At 61.5% G+C, this 18,757-nt stretch carries 12 protein-coding genes; 2 read left to right on the top strand and 10 right to left on the bottom strand.

Annotated features, from left to right (window positions below; genetic code table 11):
- Positions 1 to 38: 38 nt before the first annotated feature.
- Positions 39 to 1,949 (bottom strand): translational GTPase TypA, encoded by a 1,911-nt coding sequence (gene typA / locus H4V99_RS04460; RefSeq protein WP_280675896.1) that lies wholly within the window; start codon positions 1,947 to 1,949, stop codon positions 39 to 41.
- 152 nt (positions 1,950 to 2,101) lie between these two features.
- Complete coding sequence (locus H4V99_RS04455; RefSeq protein WP_280675895.1) at positions 2,102 to 3,823, bottom strand: ABC transporter ATP-binding protein; 1,722 nt, start codon at positions 3,821 to 3,823, stop codon at positions 2,102 to 2,104.
- A 49-nt stretch (positions 3,824 to 3,872) separates the two neighbouring features.
- On the opposite strand from H4V99_RS04455, the gene H4V99_RS04450 reads away from it, so the two are divergent.
- Positions 3,873 to 4,478: a PH domain-containing protein gene (locus H4V99_RS04450; RefSeq protein WP_280675894.1), complete on the top strand. Its 606-nt coding sequence runs from the start codon at positions 3,873 to 3,875 to the stop codon at positions 4,476 to 4,478.
- Positions 4,479 to 4,493: 15 nt separating this feature from the next.
- Here the strand turns inward: H4V99_RS04450 and H4V99_RS04445 are convergent, their stop codons facing one another.
- From H4V99_RS04445 to H4V99_RS04415, 7 genes are all read right to left on the bottom strand, one after another.
- The gene (locus H4V99_RS04445; protein WP_280675893.1) at positions 4,494 to 5,552 is read right to left on the bottom strand and encodes an ABC transporter permease; all 1,059 of its coding nucleotides are present in this window, start codon (positions 5,550 to 5,552) and stop codon (positions 4,494 to 4,496) included.
- Complete coding sequence (locus H4V99_RS04440; RefSeq protein ID WP_280675892.1) at positions 5,549 to 7,084, bottom strand: ABC transporter permease; 1,536 nt, start codon at positions 7,082 to 7,084, stop codon at positions 5,549 to 5,551. The genes H4V99_RS04445 and H4V99_RS04440 overlap by 4 nt, the downstream gene beginning before the upstream one ends.
- Positions 7,085 to 7,181: 97 nt before the next feature.
- Entirely contained in the window at positions 7,182 to 8,990 is a 1,809-nt protein-coding gene (locus H4V99_RS04435) for an ABC transporter family substrate-binding protein (RefSeq protein WP_280675891.1), read from the bottom strand.
- 323 nt (positions 8,991 to 9,313) lie between these two features.
- Complete coding sequence (locus H4V99_RS04430) at positions 9,314 to 11,062, bottom strand: ABC transporter ATP-binding protein (protein ID WP_280675890.1); 1,749 nt, start codon at positions 11,060 to 11,062, stop codon at positions 9,314 to 9,316.
- On the bottom strand, positions 11,059 to 12,006 hold the full coding sequence (locus H4V99_RS04425; RefSeq protein ID WP_280675889.1) for an ABC transporter permease: 948 nt from the start codon (positions 12,004 to 12,006) through the stop codon (positions 11,059 to 11,061). Before H4V99_RS04425 ends, H4V99_RS04430 begins: the two co-directional genes overlap by 4 nt.
- On the bottom strand, positions 11,996 to 12,925 hold the full coding sequence (locus H4V99_RS04420) for an ABC transporter permease (RefSeq protein ID WP_280675888.1): 930 nt from the start codon (positions 12,923 to 12,925) through the stop codon (positions 11,996 to 11,998). The genes H4V99_RS04425 and H4V99_RS04420 overlap by 11 nt, the downstream gene beginning before the upstream one ends.
- Positions 12,926 to 13,063: 138 nt before the next feature.
- On the bottom strand, positions 13,064 to 14,677 hold the full coding sequence (locus H4V99_RS04415; RefSeq protein WP_280675886.1) for an ABC transporter substrate-binding protein: 1,614 nt from the start codon (positions 14,675 to 14,677) through the stop codon (positions 13,064 to 13,066).
- Between the two features lie 256 nt (positions 14,678 to 14,933).
- On the opposite strand from H4V99_RS04415, the gene H4V99_RS04410 reads away from it, so the two are divergent.
- Positions 14,934 to 15,710 carry a CPBP family intramembrane metalloprotease gene (locus tag H4V99_RS04410; protein WP_280675884.1) on the top strand — a complete coding sequence of 259 codons (777 nt, stop codon included), beginning with the start codon at positions 14,934 to 14,936 and terminating at the stop codon, positions 15,708 to 15,710.
- Positions 15,711 to 15,787: 77 nt separating this feature from the next.
- Here the strand turns inward: H4V99_RS04410 and gcvP are convergent, their stop codons facing one another.
- Positions 15,788 to 18,754, bottom strand: coding sequence for an aminomethyl-transferring glycine dehydrogenase (gene gcvP / locus H4V99_RS04405; protein ID WP_280675882.1), 2,967 nt, complete (start codon positions 18,752 to 18,754; stop codon positions 15,788 to 15,790).
- Between the last annotated feature and the right edge of the window lie 3 nt (positions 18,755 to 18,757).

Genomic DNA, 18,757 nt, shown 5'->3' with positions numbered 1-18,757 from the left:
CGACATACGGCTGCGGGTTGTGATCGTGCGACGAGAGGCTAGTTGCCGTCGAGCTTCTTCACGCGTGATACCTGACGCGAGCGGGCAGCTGCGGTGAGCTCTACCTTGCGGATGCGCACGGCAGCCGGGGTAACCTCAACACACTCGTCTTCACGAGCAAATTCGAGGCACTGCTCAAGCGAAAGCTGCTTGGGCGGTGTCATCGACTCGAACGTGTCGGAGGAGGACTGACGCATGTTGGTCAGTTTCTTTTCCTTGGTGATGTTAACGTCCATGTCATCGGCGCGTGAGTTCTCGCCAATAACCATGCCCTCGTACACCTCAGAGGTGGGCTGCACGAAGAACGACATGCGCTCCTGCAGGTTGATGATCGCGAACGGGGTCACGGCGCCAGAGCGGTCGGCGACAATCGAACCGTTGGTACGCGTGTTGATCGTTCCGGCCCAGGCCTCGTAGCCGTGCAGGATCGCGTTGGCGATACCGGTACCGCGCGTGTCGGTGAGGAACTGCGTGCGGAAGCCGATCAGACCACGCGACGGAACGATAAACTCCATGCGGACCCAGCCGGTGCCGTGGTTCGCCATGTTCTCCATGCGGCCCTTACGAGCAGCGAGCAGCTGAGTGATCGCGCCGAGGTACTCTTCCGGTGCGTCAATGGTGAGGTGCTCGTAGGGCTCGTGAATCTTGCCGTCAACGCGCTTGACAACTACCTGCGGCTTGCCGACGGTGAGTTCGAAGCCTTCGCGGCGCATCTGCTCGACGAGGATGGCGAGGGCCAGTTCTCCACGACCCTGCACCTCCCAGGCGTCCGGGCGTCCGATGTCGACGACCTTGAGCGAAACGTTACCGACGAGCTCGCGGTCCAGGCGGTCCTTGACCATGCGGGCGGTGAGCTTGTGGCCCTTGATCTTGCCCATGAGGGGCGAGGTGTTGGTACCGATGGTCATCGAGATGGCCGGGTCATCGACCGTGATGGTCGGCAACGGGCGCACGTCGTCGGGATCGGCGAGGGTCTCACCAATGGTGATGTTCTCGATACCGGCAACGGCAACGATGTCGCCGGGGCCGGCGCTTTCGGTCGGGTAGCGGTCCAGCGCCTTCGTGATGAGCAGCTCAGTGATCTTCACGTTGGAGACGGTGCCGTCCTGCTGCACCCAGGCCACGGTCTGGCCCTTCTTGATGGTGCCGTTGAAGATACGCAGCAGCGCGAGGCGGCCGAGGAACGGGCTGGCGTCGAGGTTGGTGACGTGCGCCTGCAGCGGGTGCTGGTCATCGTAGGTCGGTGCCGGAATGTGCTTGAGGATCGCGTCGAACAATGGCTCGAGGTCATCGTTGTCCGGCAGCGTGCCATCTTCGGGCTTGTTCCAGCTGGCGGCGCCGTTACGACCGGATGCGTAAACAACGGGCACGTCGAGGACGGCGTCGAGGTCGAGGTCGGGGAAGTCGTCGGCCATGTCGCTGGCGAGGCCAATGAGGAGGTCCTGGCTTTCGGCCACAACCTCGTCGATGCGAGCGTCAGGACGGTCGGTCTTGTTGACCAGAAGAATAACGGGAAGCTTCGCTTCGAGTGCCTTACGCAGCACGAAACGGGTCTGCGGCAGCGGGCCCTCAGAAGCGTCAACGAGCAGAACGACGCCATCAACCATGGAGAGGCCACGCTCGACCTCACCACCGAAGTCGGCGTGGCCGGGGGTGTCGATCACGTTGATCGTGATGGGGCCCTCTTTGGCGTGGATGCCCTTGTACGAAACGGCCGTGTTCTTGGCGAGAATCGTGATGCCCTTTTCGCGCTCGAGCTCGTTCGAGTCCATCGCGCGCTCTTCAACGTGCGAGTGGTCAGCGAACGAGTCGGTCTGCTTGAGCATCGCGTCGACCAGCGTCGTCTTGCCGTGGTCAACGTGAGCAACGATTGCAACATTTCGGAGGTTATTGCGTGTAGCAATCGCCATAAAAATAGGTCCTTACGAAGAATGAGTGCCGCATAGTCTCGCGCGCGACGAAGAATGGAAACGGGGGCCCTAGTGTGACCCCGAGGACTATCGTACCGTATCATTCACCGACACCGTGGGGGACGACCCCGCCACGGTGGCTGAGCGGACTACTACGCGGCGGCCTGCTCTCGCTTCGCGAGCTGCCGGGCCTCCCGGCGTGCGCGCTGCTGGGCGGGATCAGGCACCGGAACCGCACTGATGAGGCGTTGGGTATATGCCGCCTGTGGGGACCGAAGGATTTGGTCGCTTGTGCCCTGCTCAACCAGTTTGCCCTTGTGCATCACCGCGATGCGATGTGCGAGCGCATCGACAACGGCGAGGTCGTGACTGATGAACAGGCAGGCAAAACCAAGCTTCTCCTGCAGCTCCTGCAGCAGCTCGAGAAACCGGGCCTGCACGGAGACATCGAGTGCACTGGTCGGTTCGTCAGCGATGAGCAGTTCCGGATGCAGAGCGAGCGCTCGCGCAATGCCCACCCGCTGCTTTTGTCCACCCGACAGTTCATGCGGAAAACGGTTCCGATAGCTTGTGGGCAACTCGACCTGCTCCAGCAGATGTTGCACTCGGGTGTCCAGTTCGTTGCCGCGCGCCTCCCCCGAAAGGTACAGCGGCTCTCCGATGGATTCACCGATCGGCATGCGCGGGTTCAGTGATGACGCTGGGTCTTGAAAGACGATGCCGGCTTTTCGCCTGAGCGGTCGCAGCTCTTTCCCCTTGGCACGCGAGATGTCGATACCGCACGAGATGAGGGTGCCCTCGGCAATGGGGAGCAACCCCACCGCCGCGCGCCCGAGCGTGGTCTTGCCCGAACCGGACTCTCCCACCAGGCCCACGATCTCCTTCGGGAAGACCTGAAGGCTGATCTCCTCGGCCGCTCGAAAGGCGGGAATCCGGCCGCGTTTGGGGTAGTCGATGGCCACCTGTGCGAAGTCAAGCACCGGTTTGACGTCGGTGGCGCGCACCACCTGTGTGCGTTCGCTTGTCTCAAGGCCCTGACCGAGATGAGGCACGGCAGCCAGCAGCTGCTGGGTGTACGGATGCTTCGCGTGGTTGAAGATTTCGTCAATGGTGCCGGATTCCACCGTGAACCCGTTCTTCATCACGAGCACCCGATCGGCGAGGTCGGCGACAACGCCCATGTCGTGTGTGATCAGAATGATGGCGCTGTCGAGTCGCTTATGCAGGTTGCGGAGCAGGTCGAGGATCTCTGCCTGAACCGTCACGTCCAGTGCCGTCGTGGGCTCATCCGCTACCAGCAACACCGGATCGCAGGAGATCGACTGGGCGATCATTGCGCGTTGACGCTGGCCACCCGACAGTTGGTGGGGATATTTGTTGTACGAAAGCTCGGGGGTGGGCATTTCCACCATGGTTAGGAGTTCAACCGCTCGCGACTTTGCCTCGGCCGGCGACAGATCAAAGTGCGAACGAAGCGCCTCCGAAATCTGAAACCCGACGGTGTATACCGGGTTCAAGGCGGTCATGGGTTCCTGAAAGATGGTGGCCACGGAGTTGCCGCGCACCTTGCGGAGTTCGCTTTCGGGCAGTCCGTTCAGCTCGTGGTCGAGCAGTTTGATCGACCCGGTGATCCGGGCGTTCTGAGGAAGCAGGCCAAGAAGAGCCATGGTCCCGGTGCTTTTACCCGAACCGGACTCACCCACGATGGCAAGGACTTCGCCCCGCCGAACCTCATAGTTCATCTGAATCGAGGCGGGATACAACTCCCCCTCAACCCAAAAGTCGACATCAAGATTCGAGACCTCGAGAACCACCTCCGGAAGAGCTCCGGAGGGAACAGCACTGGTGGTCTGGGGTGTTGCGGTTTCAGTCATTGCGTTTCATCCTGTTCGAGAAGGTGCGGCCATCTGCAAAACTGGGCACGTGCCTACAAAGTCGTTTGAATATCGTCCGGTCTTCGGCCGCTTCCTCACGTGTGCGATTGCTGCGGTTTGCCTCACCGGTCTGATCGGCCTGGCCATCACCGGAAGCCCCGTGGACCTGCTGCGAACGGTCTGGCTGCTCGCGCTGTTTACGTTTGTGACCTACGCACTGTTCTGGCGTCCCAAGATCGTGGTGAGCGACCACATCACCGTGGTGAATGTCTTTCAGACTGTTGTCGTGGAGTGGCCGCAGATCGAACGCATTGACACACGCTTCAGTTTGACCCTGTACACGAAGGAGCGTCGGATCAGCGTGTGGGCGGCACCGAGTCCGGGTGTTCGAGGCTCTCTGGCCATTGAACGCTCCGATGTCGCCAACCTCAACGAATCGGCCTATGGGCCGGGGCGCAGTGTGCGACCCGGCGATTCCGTGAGTACTGCGTCCGGCCAGGTGGCTTTCGTTATTCGCCAGCGGTGGGAGGAGCTTCGCGACGCGGACGAGATTGACTTCGCCATCGTTGGCTCCCCTCTGGTCGTAACCCACTGGGGCACCGTCGCCACTTTGAGCGCGCTGCTTCTGGCCAGCACGCTCGGCATTCTGCTCTGACCACATCACAGGCACCTACTTTGAGCGCTGCGACGCTCGCACGCGACGTGCGTCGGCCTTGATGAGTGCTCTGGGCGAGGGCATCTTCTTCTGGCGCGGATCAAACGCATCCCGCAGGCCGTCTCCAATAAAATTCACGGTCAGTGCGATCACGATAATGAACACACCGGGCCACCAAAACAGCCACGGACGAGTACCAAAGGCGGCCTGGTTTTGAGAGACGATTACGCCGAGTGAGGTGTCGGGACTCTGCACGCCAAAGCCAAGGTAGCTGAGGGCGGTCTCGGCAAGAATGGCACCGGCCATCAACAGGGTCGCACTCACAATGATCACTCCGACCGAGTTGGGCAGAATGTGCTTGAAAATGATGCGGGCGTCACTGGCACCCGATACTCGAGCCGCGTCCACGAACTCACGCTCACGCAGGGAGAGGAACTCCCCACGCACGAGGCGTGCGAGGCCCGTCCAGGCGAAGAAGCCCAGCATGATGCCCAGCACAACCGCGCCAAAACCGCCCACCGAACGACCGACAACAGCGCCGATGACGAGAAACGGAATGGTGATGATGACGTCGGTGATGCGCATCAGCACGGAGTCGGCAAAGCCGCGGTAGTACCCGGCAATGGCTCCGATCAGAACTCCAAGTGCGGTTCCCACCACGCCTACGAGCACCATGATCATGATGGATTGTTGAGCCCCGCGCATCACGAGAGCGAAGATGTCCTTGCCAATCTCGTCTTGACCGAAGGGATGCGGGCCGATTCCAAACCCTTCACCCGGGATGAGGTTGAGCGTGGGCGTTCCACGATTGATCAGGGGCGGCGTGGCATTCCAGTTCCACATCCACCATCCGGACGTACTGAAGCCCCAGACGTGGATTCCAACCGAACTGAACGCGAGCACGATCACGAACGCGAGCACGACGATGGAAATAACGGCACCCTTGTGGTGAAAGAAGCGCTTGCGCACAATCTGGCCCTGGCTCAGACCGATCGTCTCGCGCAACTCGATCGACGTTTGCTCCCCGGGCTCGAGGGCCGGCGACGGACCTCCCGCGGTGTTGAGAACAGTCATGAGGACACCCTGATTCTTGGATCAAGCGACGCATAGAGCAGGTCGGCAATGAGATTGAAAACGACAGCCAACAGACCGGTGATCAGGAAAAACGCCATCACCGGATTGGGATCGATGGCCCGCAGGCCATTCAGGAAGAGCTGCCCCATGCCACTCCAGCCAAAGACGGACTCCGTGATCACCGCGCCACCGATGAGAGCACCGAGGTCTAGGGCAATCACTGTCGAGATGGGGATCAGTGCGTTCCGGAGCGCGTGTCGCACCACAACGGTTCGCTGCGTCAGGCCCTTGGAACGTGCCGTGCGGATGTAGTCCTGATTCATGACCTCCAGCATGCTGGCGCGCGTATACCGCGTCAGGCTGGCGAAGGAGATCAGGATGATGGCTATGGTCGGAAGGAGCAGATGCGTGAAGGTATCAATACCCTGGATCCAGAAATTACCACCTAGGTTCGGCGTTTCCGAGCCGATGGTTGCCATCGGCCGTCCGTTCACCCGCGAGGAGTTGAAATAGGCGTTCCAGTAGAGCAGGAAGCCGTCCAGCGCAATGACAGCCGCCACGATGAGGGAGACGATTGCCGACGTTCGTGCGGATTGCCACCGATCACGCCCGCCGAGCACGTAGCCAATACCGCCACCCACCACGATCGCACCCACGGCGAGGCCCAGAAAGAGCGGGAGCGACATGCCACGGAATACGTAAAAGGTCATCGGGTAGTACAGCGCAATCCCCAGACCCGCCGTCACCAGTGCGCCGCGCAGGGCGTGGGAGTCCTTGATTCCCACCGAGATCGCCGTGATTCCCACCGCGGTCGCTATGGCCGTGACGGCCACACCGACAATTCCCACGCTCGGCGTCGTGAACCAGTTCGACAGCTCAAAGTAGGTGAGGAGCGCTCCCGTGGACACGGTCGCCACCGCGAGGGTAATGAGCCGTCGCCGTGGTGCGCCCCCGAGGAGGGACATCCAGAGCAGCCCGGAGACCACGGATATCCCGATGAGCAGGGGAATCCCGATCTGTGGATCGGCCAACCAGTCGTTGAAGCCAATCGCGGTGTACTGCTTGAGCAGAACGGCGACCCAGAAGATGGGAAGTGAGAAGAAGAGAAAGGATGCGAACGTGACCGAGTAGTCGTAACCGCTGTATTGGCGCAAAGCGGTGGTGATGCCCACGATCAGCCCAACGATGATGGCGATGATCTGGGCGCCGGTGACCAACTGCAGTGTTGATCCCATTGCCTGCTGCAGGAGCGTCAGTACGGGCAGGCCCTGAACATTGACTCCCAGGTCACACTGTCCAATGAAGCACCCGGCGACGCCGCCGAGCCAGAGGAAGTAGCGAAAAACGGGGGGAACATCAAGATTGAGGCGCGCTGTCAACGATTCCATCAACTGGATCTTGTTCGGTGCGTTTCCCTCCCGAAGTTCTTGAAGCGGATCCCCGGACAAGGCCACCAAGATATACATCAAGAACGTTGCGGCTAACAGAACAAAGAATGCTGCGATGAGGCGGCGGGTAATGAATGAAGCCATAAGTTGTGGCAACCTAGCTCGTAGTCGGGCGTAGGCGCCGGGACCTGTTGGCCCCGGCGCCCTTGTACTCAGCAATCTTTAGCGGTGCAGCTACCCCCTAGGCGGCTGCGAGCTTCCAATCCCACACATTCCAGAAGATGGTCGGAGCCAGAATGGACGGCTCAATACCCTCGACCTTGTCACTGAACGCTGTGACTCCGGGGAACTGGAACAGGGTGACGCCGTAGTAGTTATCCCAGAGCAGCTTGTCGAGTTCCTGCTGAAGAGTGATCTGCTTGTCCAGATCGAACTCGCCGTTCAGCTCCTTGATGACCGAATCAACCTCAGCGTTACTGAAGAAGTTCAGGTTGTTGATGCCGCCGGTTTCAAATGTGGGTCCTGAGCTCGTGACTCCGAGGCTCGTGGACTGCCAACCGAACAGTGAGGCGTCGTAGGACGCAGGGGTGCCGAGGAGGCCGCCCCATTCGGTGCTGCCACAGTCGGTCACGTTGAAGCCGGCAAGTGCTGCCGAGGTCTGGATCAACTGGAACTCGTTGACGCGGCGCGGGTTGTTCGATGCATACAGGATGCAGACCTCGGGGCTGGCCACGCCGGCCTGGGCCAGCAGCTCAGTAGCGCCGGCAACGTCGACATCGGCATACGCTTCCGAGCCGTTGGCGGCGACAGACTCGTCATATCCGGCAGAACCAGGAACAAGGATCTGCGAACCACGAAGTGCGGCATCTTCACCAACAATGGGCTTGATCAGCTTGTCGAGAATCTCCTGGCGAGGAATGACCTTCATGAAGGCCTCACGCACCAGCGGGTCGTTGAAGACGCCGCTCTTGGACTGGTCTACCTGAAGGTCAATGTGCTCGTAGGTGCCTTCAACACCCTTGATGACGGTTACGTTCTCTACCCCGTCGAGTGCGGTGACGAGGTCTGACGTTGCCTGAGGCGAGATCACGTCGACGTCACCGTTCTGAAGTGCCTGCACGGCCGCGAGCGGATCGGTAATGAATCGAACCGTGATCTCCTCTATCGACGGCGTGTTCTGCCCCTCATAGTCCGGGTTCGCCGTCAGGGTGATGTACTGGTCGGCCACGAAGGCTGAAATCGTGTACGGGCCGGTGCCGAGGAAGAGTTCGGGGTCGCTCGGAAGCTCGGTGAAGTTGAATCCGGAGTTCCAGAACGTGGAGATCGGTGCGAGTGCAGCAGCGTCACCGTCTTCGATTGCCGCGAGAACGGCATCCTTAGCCTCGGCATTGTCCGTGAGTTCCAACGCGTTCTTGCCTACAACGTGGGCGGGGAGGGCGCTCGGAAGCGCGAGCTCCCAGTCGACGTAGGGAGAGCTGTAAACCATGGTCATGGACATGCCGTCATCGCTGATGGTTGGTACGTCCTGCACCAGACCAAGACCGGAATCCGGCTGGGCACCCGAGTCGAAGTACACGACGTCCGTCGGGAAGGCATCCGTGAACTCGCCAGTATCAGGGTCGGTGAAGTCGGCAGGGTCGAAATCGGGGGTGTCGAGGCTTCGAGAGTTGGCAGCCCAGTCGAGGAGGAGGTCGGCGGCATCGACGTCGGTTCCGTCAGACCAGGTGACACCATCAGCAATGGTGTACTTGACCGTGAGCGGATCTTCGGACACCAACTCGTAGCTTCCGAAGGATTCATTCTTCTGCAGCTCAGGGGTGTTGTCGTAGTAGTTGAACCAGTCGTTGGTCATGTAAATGATGTTGTTGTTGGCGGTGGCGTTACCAAACGACGTCGCCCCGTTATACGAGTAGAACGCTTGGTTCCACGCCACATTGACGGACGTTCCTTCGTCGAGTCCGGACTCGGCCGCAGGGGCCGAGCAGCCGGACAGGACGAGAGCGGTGGCGCCGACGGTGGCAACGAGTGCCCCGATGCGTCGAATTCTCATGTTTCCTCCTGTGCAGGGTGCACCGACGCTGGCCAATTCCCCCAGCGCCGTGCGTGGTTTGATATGACCCTAGGGAGAAAAACACGTGTGTGACGACAAAGACATCGAAACGTTACAGAGCCTTAACCGAAATTTATTAATTCTGACTTTCTCTGCAAGATGATTGCATTCCGGACCCGTTTCGCGCCATAATTCCGATTCAGGAGGCCCAGAGTACTATCTCGTGCGTGGCGCTCTGGGCAGTCGCGGCACAAAAAAGGGCACGGCGTGACAGTTTTACACTGTCACACCGTGCCCCGAGCCCCGAGCCCCGAGCCTGCGGCTTACTTGCCGAACGCGAAGTTGGCACCGGGGATGGCCGACAGGAGTTCCTGCGTGTACTCCATCTTCGGGTTGTCGAAGACTTCGTCGGTCGTGGCCGCCTCGACAATGCGTCCCTTTTGCATGACGCACACGTTATCGGCGACGAGGCGCACGACCGCGAGGTCGTGGGTGATGAATACGTACGTCAGTCCGAGTTCGCTCTGCAGCTCGGTGAGCAGATCAAGCACCTGCCCCTGAACGAGAACGTCGAGGGCCGACACGGCCTCATCGAGCACGAGAACGTCGGGCTTGAGAGCCAGCGCACGCGCGACAGCAATGCGCTGTCGCTGCCCTCCCGACAGTTCGCTCGGATACCGGAACTGACTCGCCGCCGGCAGAGACACCTGATCGAGGAGTTCCAGAACTCGTGCTTGACGCTCCTTCTTGGTGCCAATCTTGTGCGCCAACAGCGGCTCCGCAATGGTGTTACCCACGTTGTACTGCGGGTCAAGGGAACCGTAGGGGTCCTGGAACACGGGCTGCACGCGGCGACGGAACTTGAGCAGATCCTTGCCGCGGAGCCCCGCCACATCCTGACCATCAAACTCGATCCGACCACTCGAGATGCTCTCCAGCTGCAGAATGAGCTTTGCCACCGTCGATTTACCCGAGCCTGACTCTCCCACGATGGCCGTGGTCGTGCCCTGCTTCACACCGAACGACACGTCGTTTACGGCGAGCAGTTCGCTGGATTTGAGGCCGCCCTGACGAATGCGGTAGATCTTAGAGACGCCCTGAACCGAGATGAAGTCCTTCGTGGGCGCGGTCTCTTCCCGCACCGCGGCGCGAGAGATAAGACCGGTGTCCAGCGATCCCGGAGAGTAGATCTCCGCAGCCCCTGATTCCGGGTGCTTCTTGGACTGGATCCGGCGCGACGCGAGACTCGGTGCTGCGGCCACCAGACGTTGAGTGTACGGATGCTGGGGGTTGGCCAGAATCTCCTGCGACGGCCCCGACTCCACGATCTTGCCCTTGTACATCACCACAAGCTGCTCCGCGCGCTCGGCAGCAAGACCGAGGTCGTGCGTGATGAACAGAACCGAGGTGCCGTAGTCGCGCGTCAGCGTACCCAGGTGATCAAGAATCTGACGCTGCACGGTGACGTCCAGCGCAGAAGTAGGCTCGTCCGCGATAAGCAGTTTCGGACGTGCCGACAGTCCGATACCGATCAGCACGCGCTGACGCATTCCACCCGAGAACTGGTGCGGGAACTGCTTGAGGCGGTCCGCCGCATCGCTCAGGCCGGCTTCCTGCAGCACCTCAATGGTGCGCGCACGTGCCGCTTTGCCCTGAGCAACGTTGTTGGCCTTGATGGCTTCCTCTACCTGGAATCCGATGTTCCAGACCGGGTTGAGGTTGCTCATCGGATCCTGAGGAACGTAGCCGATGAGTCGACCACGCACGTCCTGAATCTCTTTCGCGGACAGCTTGGTCAGATCCCGACCCTCAAAGAGGATCTCGCCAGCGGTGACCTTGCCAGTTCCGGCAAGCAGATTGATGATGGCCTGGGCGGTGGTGGTCTTGCCCGAGCCGGATTCACCGACGATGGCAAGCGTCTGGCCCGCGTACAGGGTGAGACTTACGCCACGAACGGCGGGTACGAGACCATACTGGGTCTGGAACCCCACCTCGAGGTCACGGATCTGAAGGAGCGGTTCGTTGGAATCGGACACTGTGGCAGTAACGGTTTCGCTGTCGACTTGAGTCATCGGCGGGCCCTCGCTTCGGGATCAAGGGCGTCGCGTACAACGTCGCCGAGCATAAGGAACGACAGCACCGTCACCGACAGGGCGGCTGCCGGGTACATGAGCACCTGAGGGTCCGTTCTAATGGAGGTCTGCGCCTCGGCAATGTCACGACCCCACGACATGATGTCGGATCCGAGACCAATACCCAGGAACGACAGGGTCGCCTCGGCAACAATAAACGTTCCAAGAGACACCGTGGCCACCACAATCACGGGCGTGATCGAGTTGGGAACAACATGGCGCAGCAAAATGGTGAACTTGGACACGCCGAGGGCGGTCGAAGCGGTGACATAGTCGGAACTCCGTGACGACAGCACGGCACCACGCATGATGCGGGCAATCTGCGGCCAGGCGAAGATGAACAGCACGAAGGCAATGATGATGGGAGTTCGCTCAGGCAGCACCGACAGCAGCACGATGGCGCCCAGCACGGTCGGAACGGCGAAGAAGATATCACCAACACGCGAGACCACCGCGTCAAGGAACCCACCGTAGTAACCCGCGAGTGCTCCAATGATCAGGCCGAAGATTGTCACCATGAGGGTGGCGAGCAGCCCCACGGTGATGGATGCCTGGGTACCGAAGATCACTCGTGCGTAGATGTCGCAACCCTGGCGGTTGAAACCGAACGGGTGTCCCGCGGACGGGTCCCCGTTGCTGTTTGAGAGGTCACACGCGGTCGGGCTGGTCTGGGTGAACAGCGACGGGAACAGCGCAACAACCACGATGAACAGGATCAACACGGAGGAGATCCAGAAGGTGGGGCGGCGGCGCATGGATTCCCAGGCATCCGTCCAGGTGCTCCGGGCCTTCTGAGATTCATCGAGTCGGTCGACCGCAACGATGGGGGTGTCTTCGAGTGCGGCGACAAAATGCGGCTGCACTCGGGTGTCTTTACTTGGCATAGCGAATCCTCGGGTCCAGAGCTGCGTACAGCAGGTCGACGAGCAGGTTGGCAACGACGAAAATGACAACCATGACGGCGACGAAGGACACTACCGTGGGTCCTTCGCCGAGCCTGATTGCCTTGTAGACCGTGCCACCCACACCGTTGATGTTGAAGATTCCCTCGGTCACGATGGCGCCAACCATGAGGGAACCAAGGTCCACTCCGAGGAAGGTCACCACGGGAACGAGAGAGTTGCGGAGCACGTGCACCGTGACAACCCGGGGACGCGACAGCCCCTTTGCCGTCGCGGTGCGCACGAAGTCTGCGTTGAGGTTGTCGGACACGCTGGCCCGCGTCAGTCGCACAATGTACGCAAACGACACAGATGCCAGAACAATAGCGGGCAGAATGAGCTCGCTTAGCGGCGCATCACCACTCACCGTGGTGCGTGCCCAGCCGAGCTGGATCGCGAACACATACTGCAGCACGAAACCAATGACGAACGTGGGCACGCTGATCAGCAGCAGGCTGACCACAAGCGCGCTCGCGTCAAAAATCTTGCCTTTTCGCAGCCCGGCAACCAGACCAACCACGATGCCGAAAACGGCTTCCATGGCCAGCGCCAGCAGAGCAAGGCGAGCGGTAATCGGGAAGGCCTGCGCCATGACATCGGAAACGGCACGTCCGGAGAACGTCGTTCCGAGGTCACCCTGCAGGAAACCCGTGATGTAGAGGAAATACTGAACCAAGAAAGGTTTGTCGAGGTTGAATTCGGCGCGGATCTGTTCGATCACGGCCGGTGCCGGTGGACGGTCTCCGTACAGCGCGGTGATGGGATCTCCGGGTAAGGAGAAAACCATGAAGTAGATGAGGAACGTGGCTCCGAAGAATACGGGAATCATCTGAAGCAGACGTTTGCCGGTATACCAGAGCATCAGGTTCCCACGATGGAACAAATATGCATGAACATCTCAATCATTCAAGGAGTCTAACGACTGAAATGCCCGGGGGCCGCAGCCCCCGGGCATTTCGTCTCTTAGGTAAATCTTACGTTCGTACCCGTTCTTATCGTGCTAGTTCTTCGTGATCTGGCTATACAGCGGGACGGAATCCCAACCGAAGACAACATCGTTGACGCTTTCAGACCAGACGCCAGCTACGTTCGAGTACCACAGCGGAATGGTCGGAAGGTCCTCGAGGAGGACTTCCTGAGCCTCGATGTACTTGGCGGTTGCGTCTTCAACGTTCGAAGCGGCAGCACCCTCCTTGAGCAGGGTGTCGAATGCTTCGCTGCTGTAACCCTCGTAGTTCGATCCGGCACCGGTCTGGTAGAGCGGCGCGAGGAAGTTGTACATGGAGGGGTAATCTGCCTGCCAGCCGGCGCGCGTGGCACCGGTCAGCTTCTGGTTCTCACGGTCGTCGATTGCGGCAGCGAACGTGGGGTATGGCTTGCCAACGGCGTCGATTCCCAGCGTGTTCTTGACACTGTTCACAACGGCGTCAACCCAAGCCTGGTGGCCACCGTCGGCGTTGTAGGCGATGTCGAACGTGCCGGTGTACGGGGAGATGGCGTCAGCCTCAGCCCACTTGGCAACGGCCTCTTCGGGGTTGTACTCGAGAACCTCTGAACCCGCGAGGGAATCGGAGTAGCCGTCAATAACCGGCGAGGTGAAGTCGGTGGCCGGAGTGCGCGTGCCCTGGAAGATGACATCGGTGATCTGCGCACGGTCAATGGACATGGAGATCGCGGCGCGACGCAGCGTGCCCTCTTCGCCACTCCAGTGTTCGAGGTAGTACGGCATGTTGAATGCCTGGAAAATTGCGGCCGGCTGGTTCACGAAGCGGTCCGGGAAGTCACTCTGGTACGTCGCGAATGCCGAGTCGGGGACGGCATCGAGAACGTCGAGGTTTCCACCCTGCGCGTCGGCGTATGCCGAGTCCAGCGAGGCATAGAAGACGATGCTGAGGCCGCCGTTGACGGGCTTGCGCACACCGTCATACTCGGGGTTTGTCACGAGGTCGACCTGCACGTCGTGCTGCCATGCACCGTCAGCCGCAAACATGTACGGACCGTTACCGATGGGGTTCTCGCCGAATGCTTCCATGTCGGTGAAGGCCACCTCGGGCAGCGGCGAGAATGCCGTGTAGCCGAGACGCAGCGGCCAGTCGGCCTCAGGTGAAGCGAGCTCCACAGTGAAGGTCTTATCGTCGACGACCGTCAGGCCGCTCAGCTCAGCATCGGTGTCGTAGCTGAAGCCGGCAATGTCATCGAAGAAATAGGAAGAGCTCTGAGCGTTACTCAGAAGCGCACCGTAGTTCCAGGCGTCAACGAACGAGGAGGAGGTGACCGGATCGCCGTTGGAGAAGGTCCAGCCGTCTTCGAGGGTCACTGTCCAGTTGGTCGCGTCATCGGATTCGATGGACTCGGCAACCTCGTTCTCGATCTCACCCGTGGAAGTGTAGGACACCAGTCCAGCGAAGAGCGAGGTGACGATCTTGCCGCCACCGGTCTCGGTGGTGTTGGTGGGGATCAACGGGTTCTGCGGTTCGGAGCCATTGGTCGTAACGATGGCCGCAGCGTCGCCGCCTGCTGCAGGTTCTGTGGTTCCGCTGGCGCAACCGGCGAGCGTAAGTGCTCCCACAGCGGCGAGAGCAATGGCGACAACGCCGAGTCTCTTGATTCTCAATTTTCCTCCAGTGAAAAAGGTAAACGCCGCAGCAGCTTGTAAGCGCGCGGACGCTCTGGTTATGTTAGACCCTAATTGGGGCCGTGGTGAATCTTGGCACCTGCGGCGGAACCGTTACCTAGGTGAAACATTTGACGCCCATAATCTGCGCCAAATTCACCGAAAATACACAATATGTGCATGAAATTCCGTTTGGGCAGCATTCCCTGCAGCTCACGCCGCTCTGCGTCGAGGTGTGGACTGGCAGGATGAGGGGATGAGCGAAACGTCCCCAACCGCGCGCACGGCCCGGCTGTACTGGGAAATTGCGATCGTGCTGGGGCTCTCGCTCGGGGCATCCGCTGTGTATTCGCTGGTGTCGATCGTGGCTCGACTCACCGACACCACCCCACTGTCGGAACAGTCTGCGACGCTTAACGGCTCTCAGTCGCCCCGAGAGTGGCTGGACTTCACGTACCAGTTTCTGGGGATCACCTTCGGGCTGGTGGCCGTGGCGCTGGTGCTCTACCTGCTGTGGGTTCCCGGGCGCAGCCCGTTTCGAGACCTGGGGCTGGACTTCACACAACCGGGACGGGATGTGCTGCGCGGTGTGGGGCTACTGCTGCTGATTGGTATTCCGGGGCTGGGACTGTACCTGGCCGGCCGCGCGTTTGGGTTTACGGTAGCGGTCGTGCCGTCGCCGATCGACACATTCTGGTGGACGATCCCGATTCTGGTGTTCTCGGCACTGCGGAGCGCGCTGGTGGAGGAAGTGATCGTGGTGGGGTACCTGTTTACCCGACTGCGACAGCTGGGGTGGTCAACGTGGACGATCATTCTGTCGTCGGCCGTGCTGCGCGGCAGCTACCACCTGTATCAGGGCATCGGGCCGTTTTTTGGAAACGTGGCCATGGGCGTGGTCTTCGGCTGGTGCTACAACCGCTGGGGCCGCACGATGCCGCTGGTGGTCACCCACTGGCTGCTCGACATTCTCTCCTTCGTGGGCTACCCCCTGGCGCTGGCCTGGTGGCCCGGCCTGCTGGCCCCCGCCTGACGCCTGGCTGCCCCCGCGCTGGTCGGGTCTCGACAAGCTCGACCAGCGAAAGGGGGGGGGCGACCAGCGGCAGCGGGCTAGTCCTCGAACGCCTCGGGAGGCGGGCAGGAACAGACCAGGTTACGGTCGCCAAAGGCGTTGTCGATGCGACGCACCGGCGGCCAGTACTTGTGCGCCACAAGTGAACGCACCGGATACACGGCCGTTGCCCGGTCGTACGGGTGCTCCCACTCCCCCTCGATCACCGATTGCGCGGTGTGCGGGGCGTTGTGCAACGGGTTATCGTGGGCCGGCCACACGCCGGCGGCCACGGAATCCGCTTCGGCACGGATGGCGAGCATCGCGGTAATGAAGCGGTCGATCTCGCCGAGGTCTTCGCTCTCCGTGGGTTCAACCATGAGCGTTCCTCCCACCGGGAAGCTCATGGTGGGCGAGTGGAAGCCGTAGTCGATGAGGCGCTTGGCCACGTCGTCTACGGTGACACCCGTTTCGGCCGTCAACGGACGCAGGTCGAGGATGCACTCGTGTGCGACCAGACCGTTGGCCCCCGAATACAGCAGCGGGTAGGCGTCCGAGAGTCGCTTAGCCACATAGTTGGCCGCGAGCACGGCTGCGCCGGTGGCCTTCTTCAGACCCTCCGCACCCATCATGCGCACGTATGCCCACGAAATGGGCAGGATGCTCGGGCTGCCGTACGGAGCGCCGGAAACCGGCCCGCCCTCGTGGCGAATGGTGCCGGCCGTGCCGTCGGGCAACAGCATGTAGTGCTCGTCACTCTGGGCCATCGGGTGTCCCGGCAAGAAAGGTGCCAGGTGGGACTTGGCCGCAACCGGACCCACGCCCGGTCCGCCACCGCCGTGCGGGATGCAGAACGTCTTGTGCAGGTTGAGGTGCGACACGTCGCCACCGAAATCGCCGTACCGGGCGAACCCGAGCAGTGCGTTCAGGTTCGCGCCGTCCACATACACCTGTCCGCCGGCATCGTGCACGGCGCGGCAGATGGTGGCCACCTCGTGCTCGTACACACCGTGAGTTGAGGGATACGTAATCATCAGGGCCGAGAGGTTGTCGGCGTGCTCGGCGATCTTGGCGTTCAGGTCGTCGAGATCCACGTTGCCCAGCTCATCGCACGCCACGACCACGACCCGCATGCCGGCAAGGGCAGCGGATGCCGCATTCGTGCCGTGTGCACTCGAGGGAATAAGGCAAATGGTGCGCGATTCGTCTCCGCGGGAGCGGTGATAGCCCGTGATCGCGAGAAGGCCAGCAAGCTCGCCCTGGCTGCCCGCGTTCGGCTGCAGCGACACGGAGTGGTACCCGGTGACATCCGTGAGCCAGGTCTCGAGCTGACGAACAAGAAGCAGGTAACCCTCCACGTCGGCGCGCGGAGCAAACGGATGCAGGCCACCGAATTCAGGCCAGCTCACCGCCTCCATCTCGCTCGCGGCGTTGAGCTTCATGGTGCAGGAGCCCAGCGGAATCATGCCCCGGTCGAGTGCATAGTCAGCGTCGGCGAGGCGCTTGAGGTAGCGCATCATGCTGGTCTCGGAGCGGTGGGTGTTGAAGACCAGGTGCTCGAGATACGCGCTCGTGCGGGCGAGCTCGGCCGGCAGGCCCGCATCAACCACGCTGAGGTCCACGTGGCCAAAGGCGTCACTGCCGCCAAAAACCTGCACAATATGGGCGAGTTCACCCGGTGTCGTGGTCTCGTCTACCGCGAGGCCAATGGTGTTCTCGTCGACGAGGCGCAGGTTGTACCCGCTCGTCGCGGCGCGCTCCACGAGGGCTGCGGCACGGCCGGGAACGCGCACCTGAATGGTGTCGAAGAAACTCTCATGCACGATCTCGGCGCCGGTGGCACGGAGGGCCGCGGCCAGCTGACCGGCACGTTCGTGCACCTCGGTCGCGATCCGGCGCAGGCCCTCTGGTCCGTGATACACGGCGTACATGCCGGCCATCACGGCGAGCAGCACCTGTGCGGTGCAGATGTTGGACGTGGCCTTGTCGCGGCGAATGTGCTGCTCGCGCACCTGCAGGGCCAGGCGGTAGGCCGGGCGCCCCTCGGCATCGATGCTCACACCCACGAGTCGACCGGGCAGCTGGCGTTCGAGTCCCTTGCGCACGGCCATGTAGCCGGCATGCGGACCACCAAACCCCATGGGGACGCCGAAGCGCTGGCTGGAGCCCACGGCAACGTCGGCGCCCAGGTCGCCGGGTGATGCGATCAGCGTCAGGGCGAGCAGGTCGGCTGCCACGATGGCGAGTGCCTTCTGCTCGTGGGCCAGCGAGATCACGCCGGCCGGGTTCCAGACCCGACCGGATGCCGCGGGGTACTGCACGAAGATGCCGAAGAATTCGCCGAGATCGGCCGCGGTGGTGGTCTCCGTGAGCGGCAGGATATCGAGCTGGATTCCAAGCGCATCAGCGCGGTTGGCCAGCAGCGCTTGCGTCTGCGGAAGCGCGTCGGCGTCAATGATGAAGCGGCGCGATGACCCCTTGAAAGCGCGCAGGGCGAGAAGCATGCCCTCCACGACGGCCGTGGACTCGTCAAGCATCGACGCGTTGGCGGTCGTGAGCCCGGTGAGGTCGGACACCATGGTCTGAAAGTTGATGACGGCTTCGAGGCGACCCTGGGAGATTTCCGGCTGGTAAGGCGTGTAGGCCGTGTACCAGCTCGGGTTTTCGAACACGTTGCGCTTGATTACGGCGGGCGTGAAGGTGTCGTAGTAGCCGAGTCCGATCATGGACCGCTTGACCGTGTTGAGGCCGGCGATGCGCCGCAGTTCGGCGATGGCTTCCGGCTCGGTGGCGGAGGGAGGCAGCGTGTTGTCACCGTCGGTGCGGAACAGGTCGGAGTGGATGGAGCCGGGAACGGCTGCAGCCACCAGCGCCTCGACCGAGTCGTAGCCGAGGGTGGCGAGCATGTGGGACTGCGCCGCGGCATCCGTGCCGATGTGGCGTTCGCTGAACGCGGGCGAACCCTCGCCCGTTGTGGCGCGGGTGGTGGTGGTGCCTGAAGTCTGGTTCACGATGAGGGTGTTCATGGT

It is taken from the genome of Cryobacterium sp. CG_9.6 (genome assembly GCF_029893365.1).
Taxonomy (GTDB): domain Bacteria; phylum Actinomycetota; class Actinomycetes; order Actinomycetales; family Microbacteriaceae; genus Cryobacterium.
The sequence above is the reverse complement of the archived record's forward strand: the minus strand, read 5'-3'. Positions and strand labels throughout refer to the sequence as shown.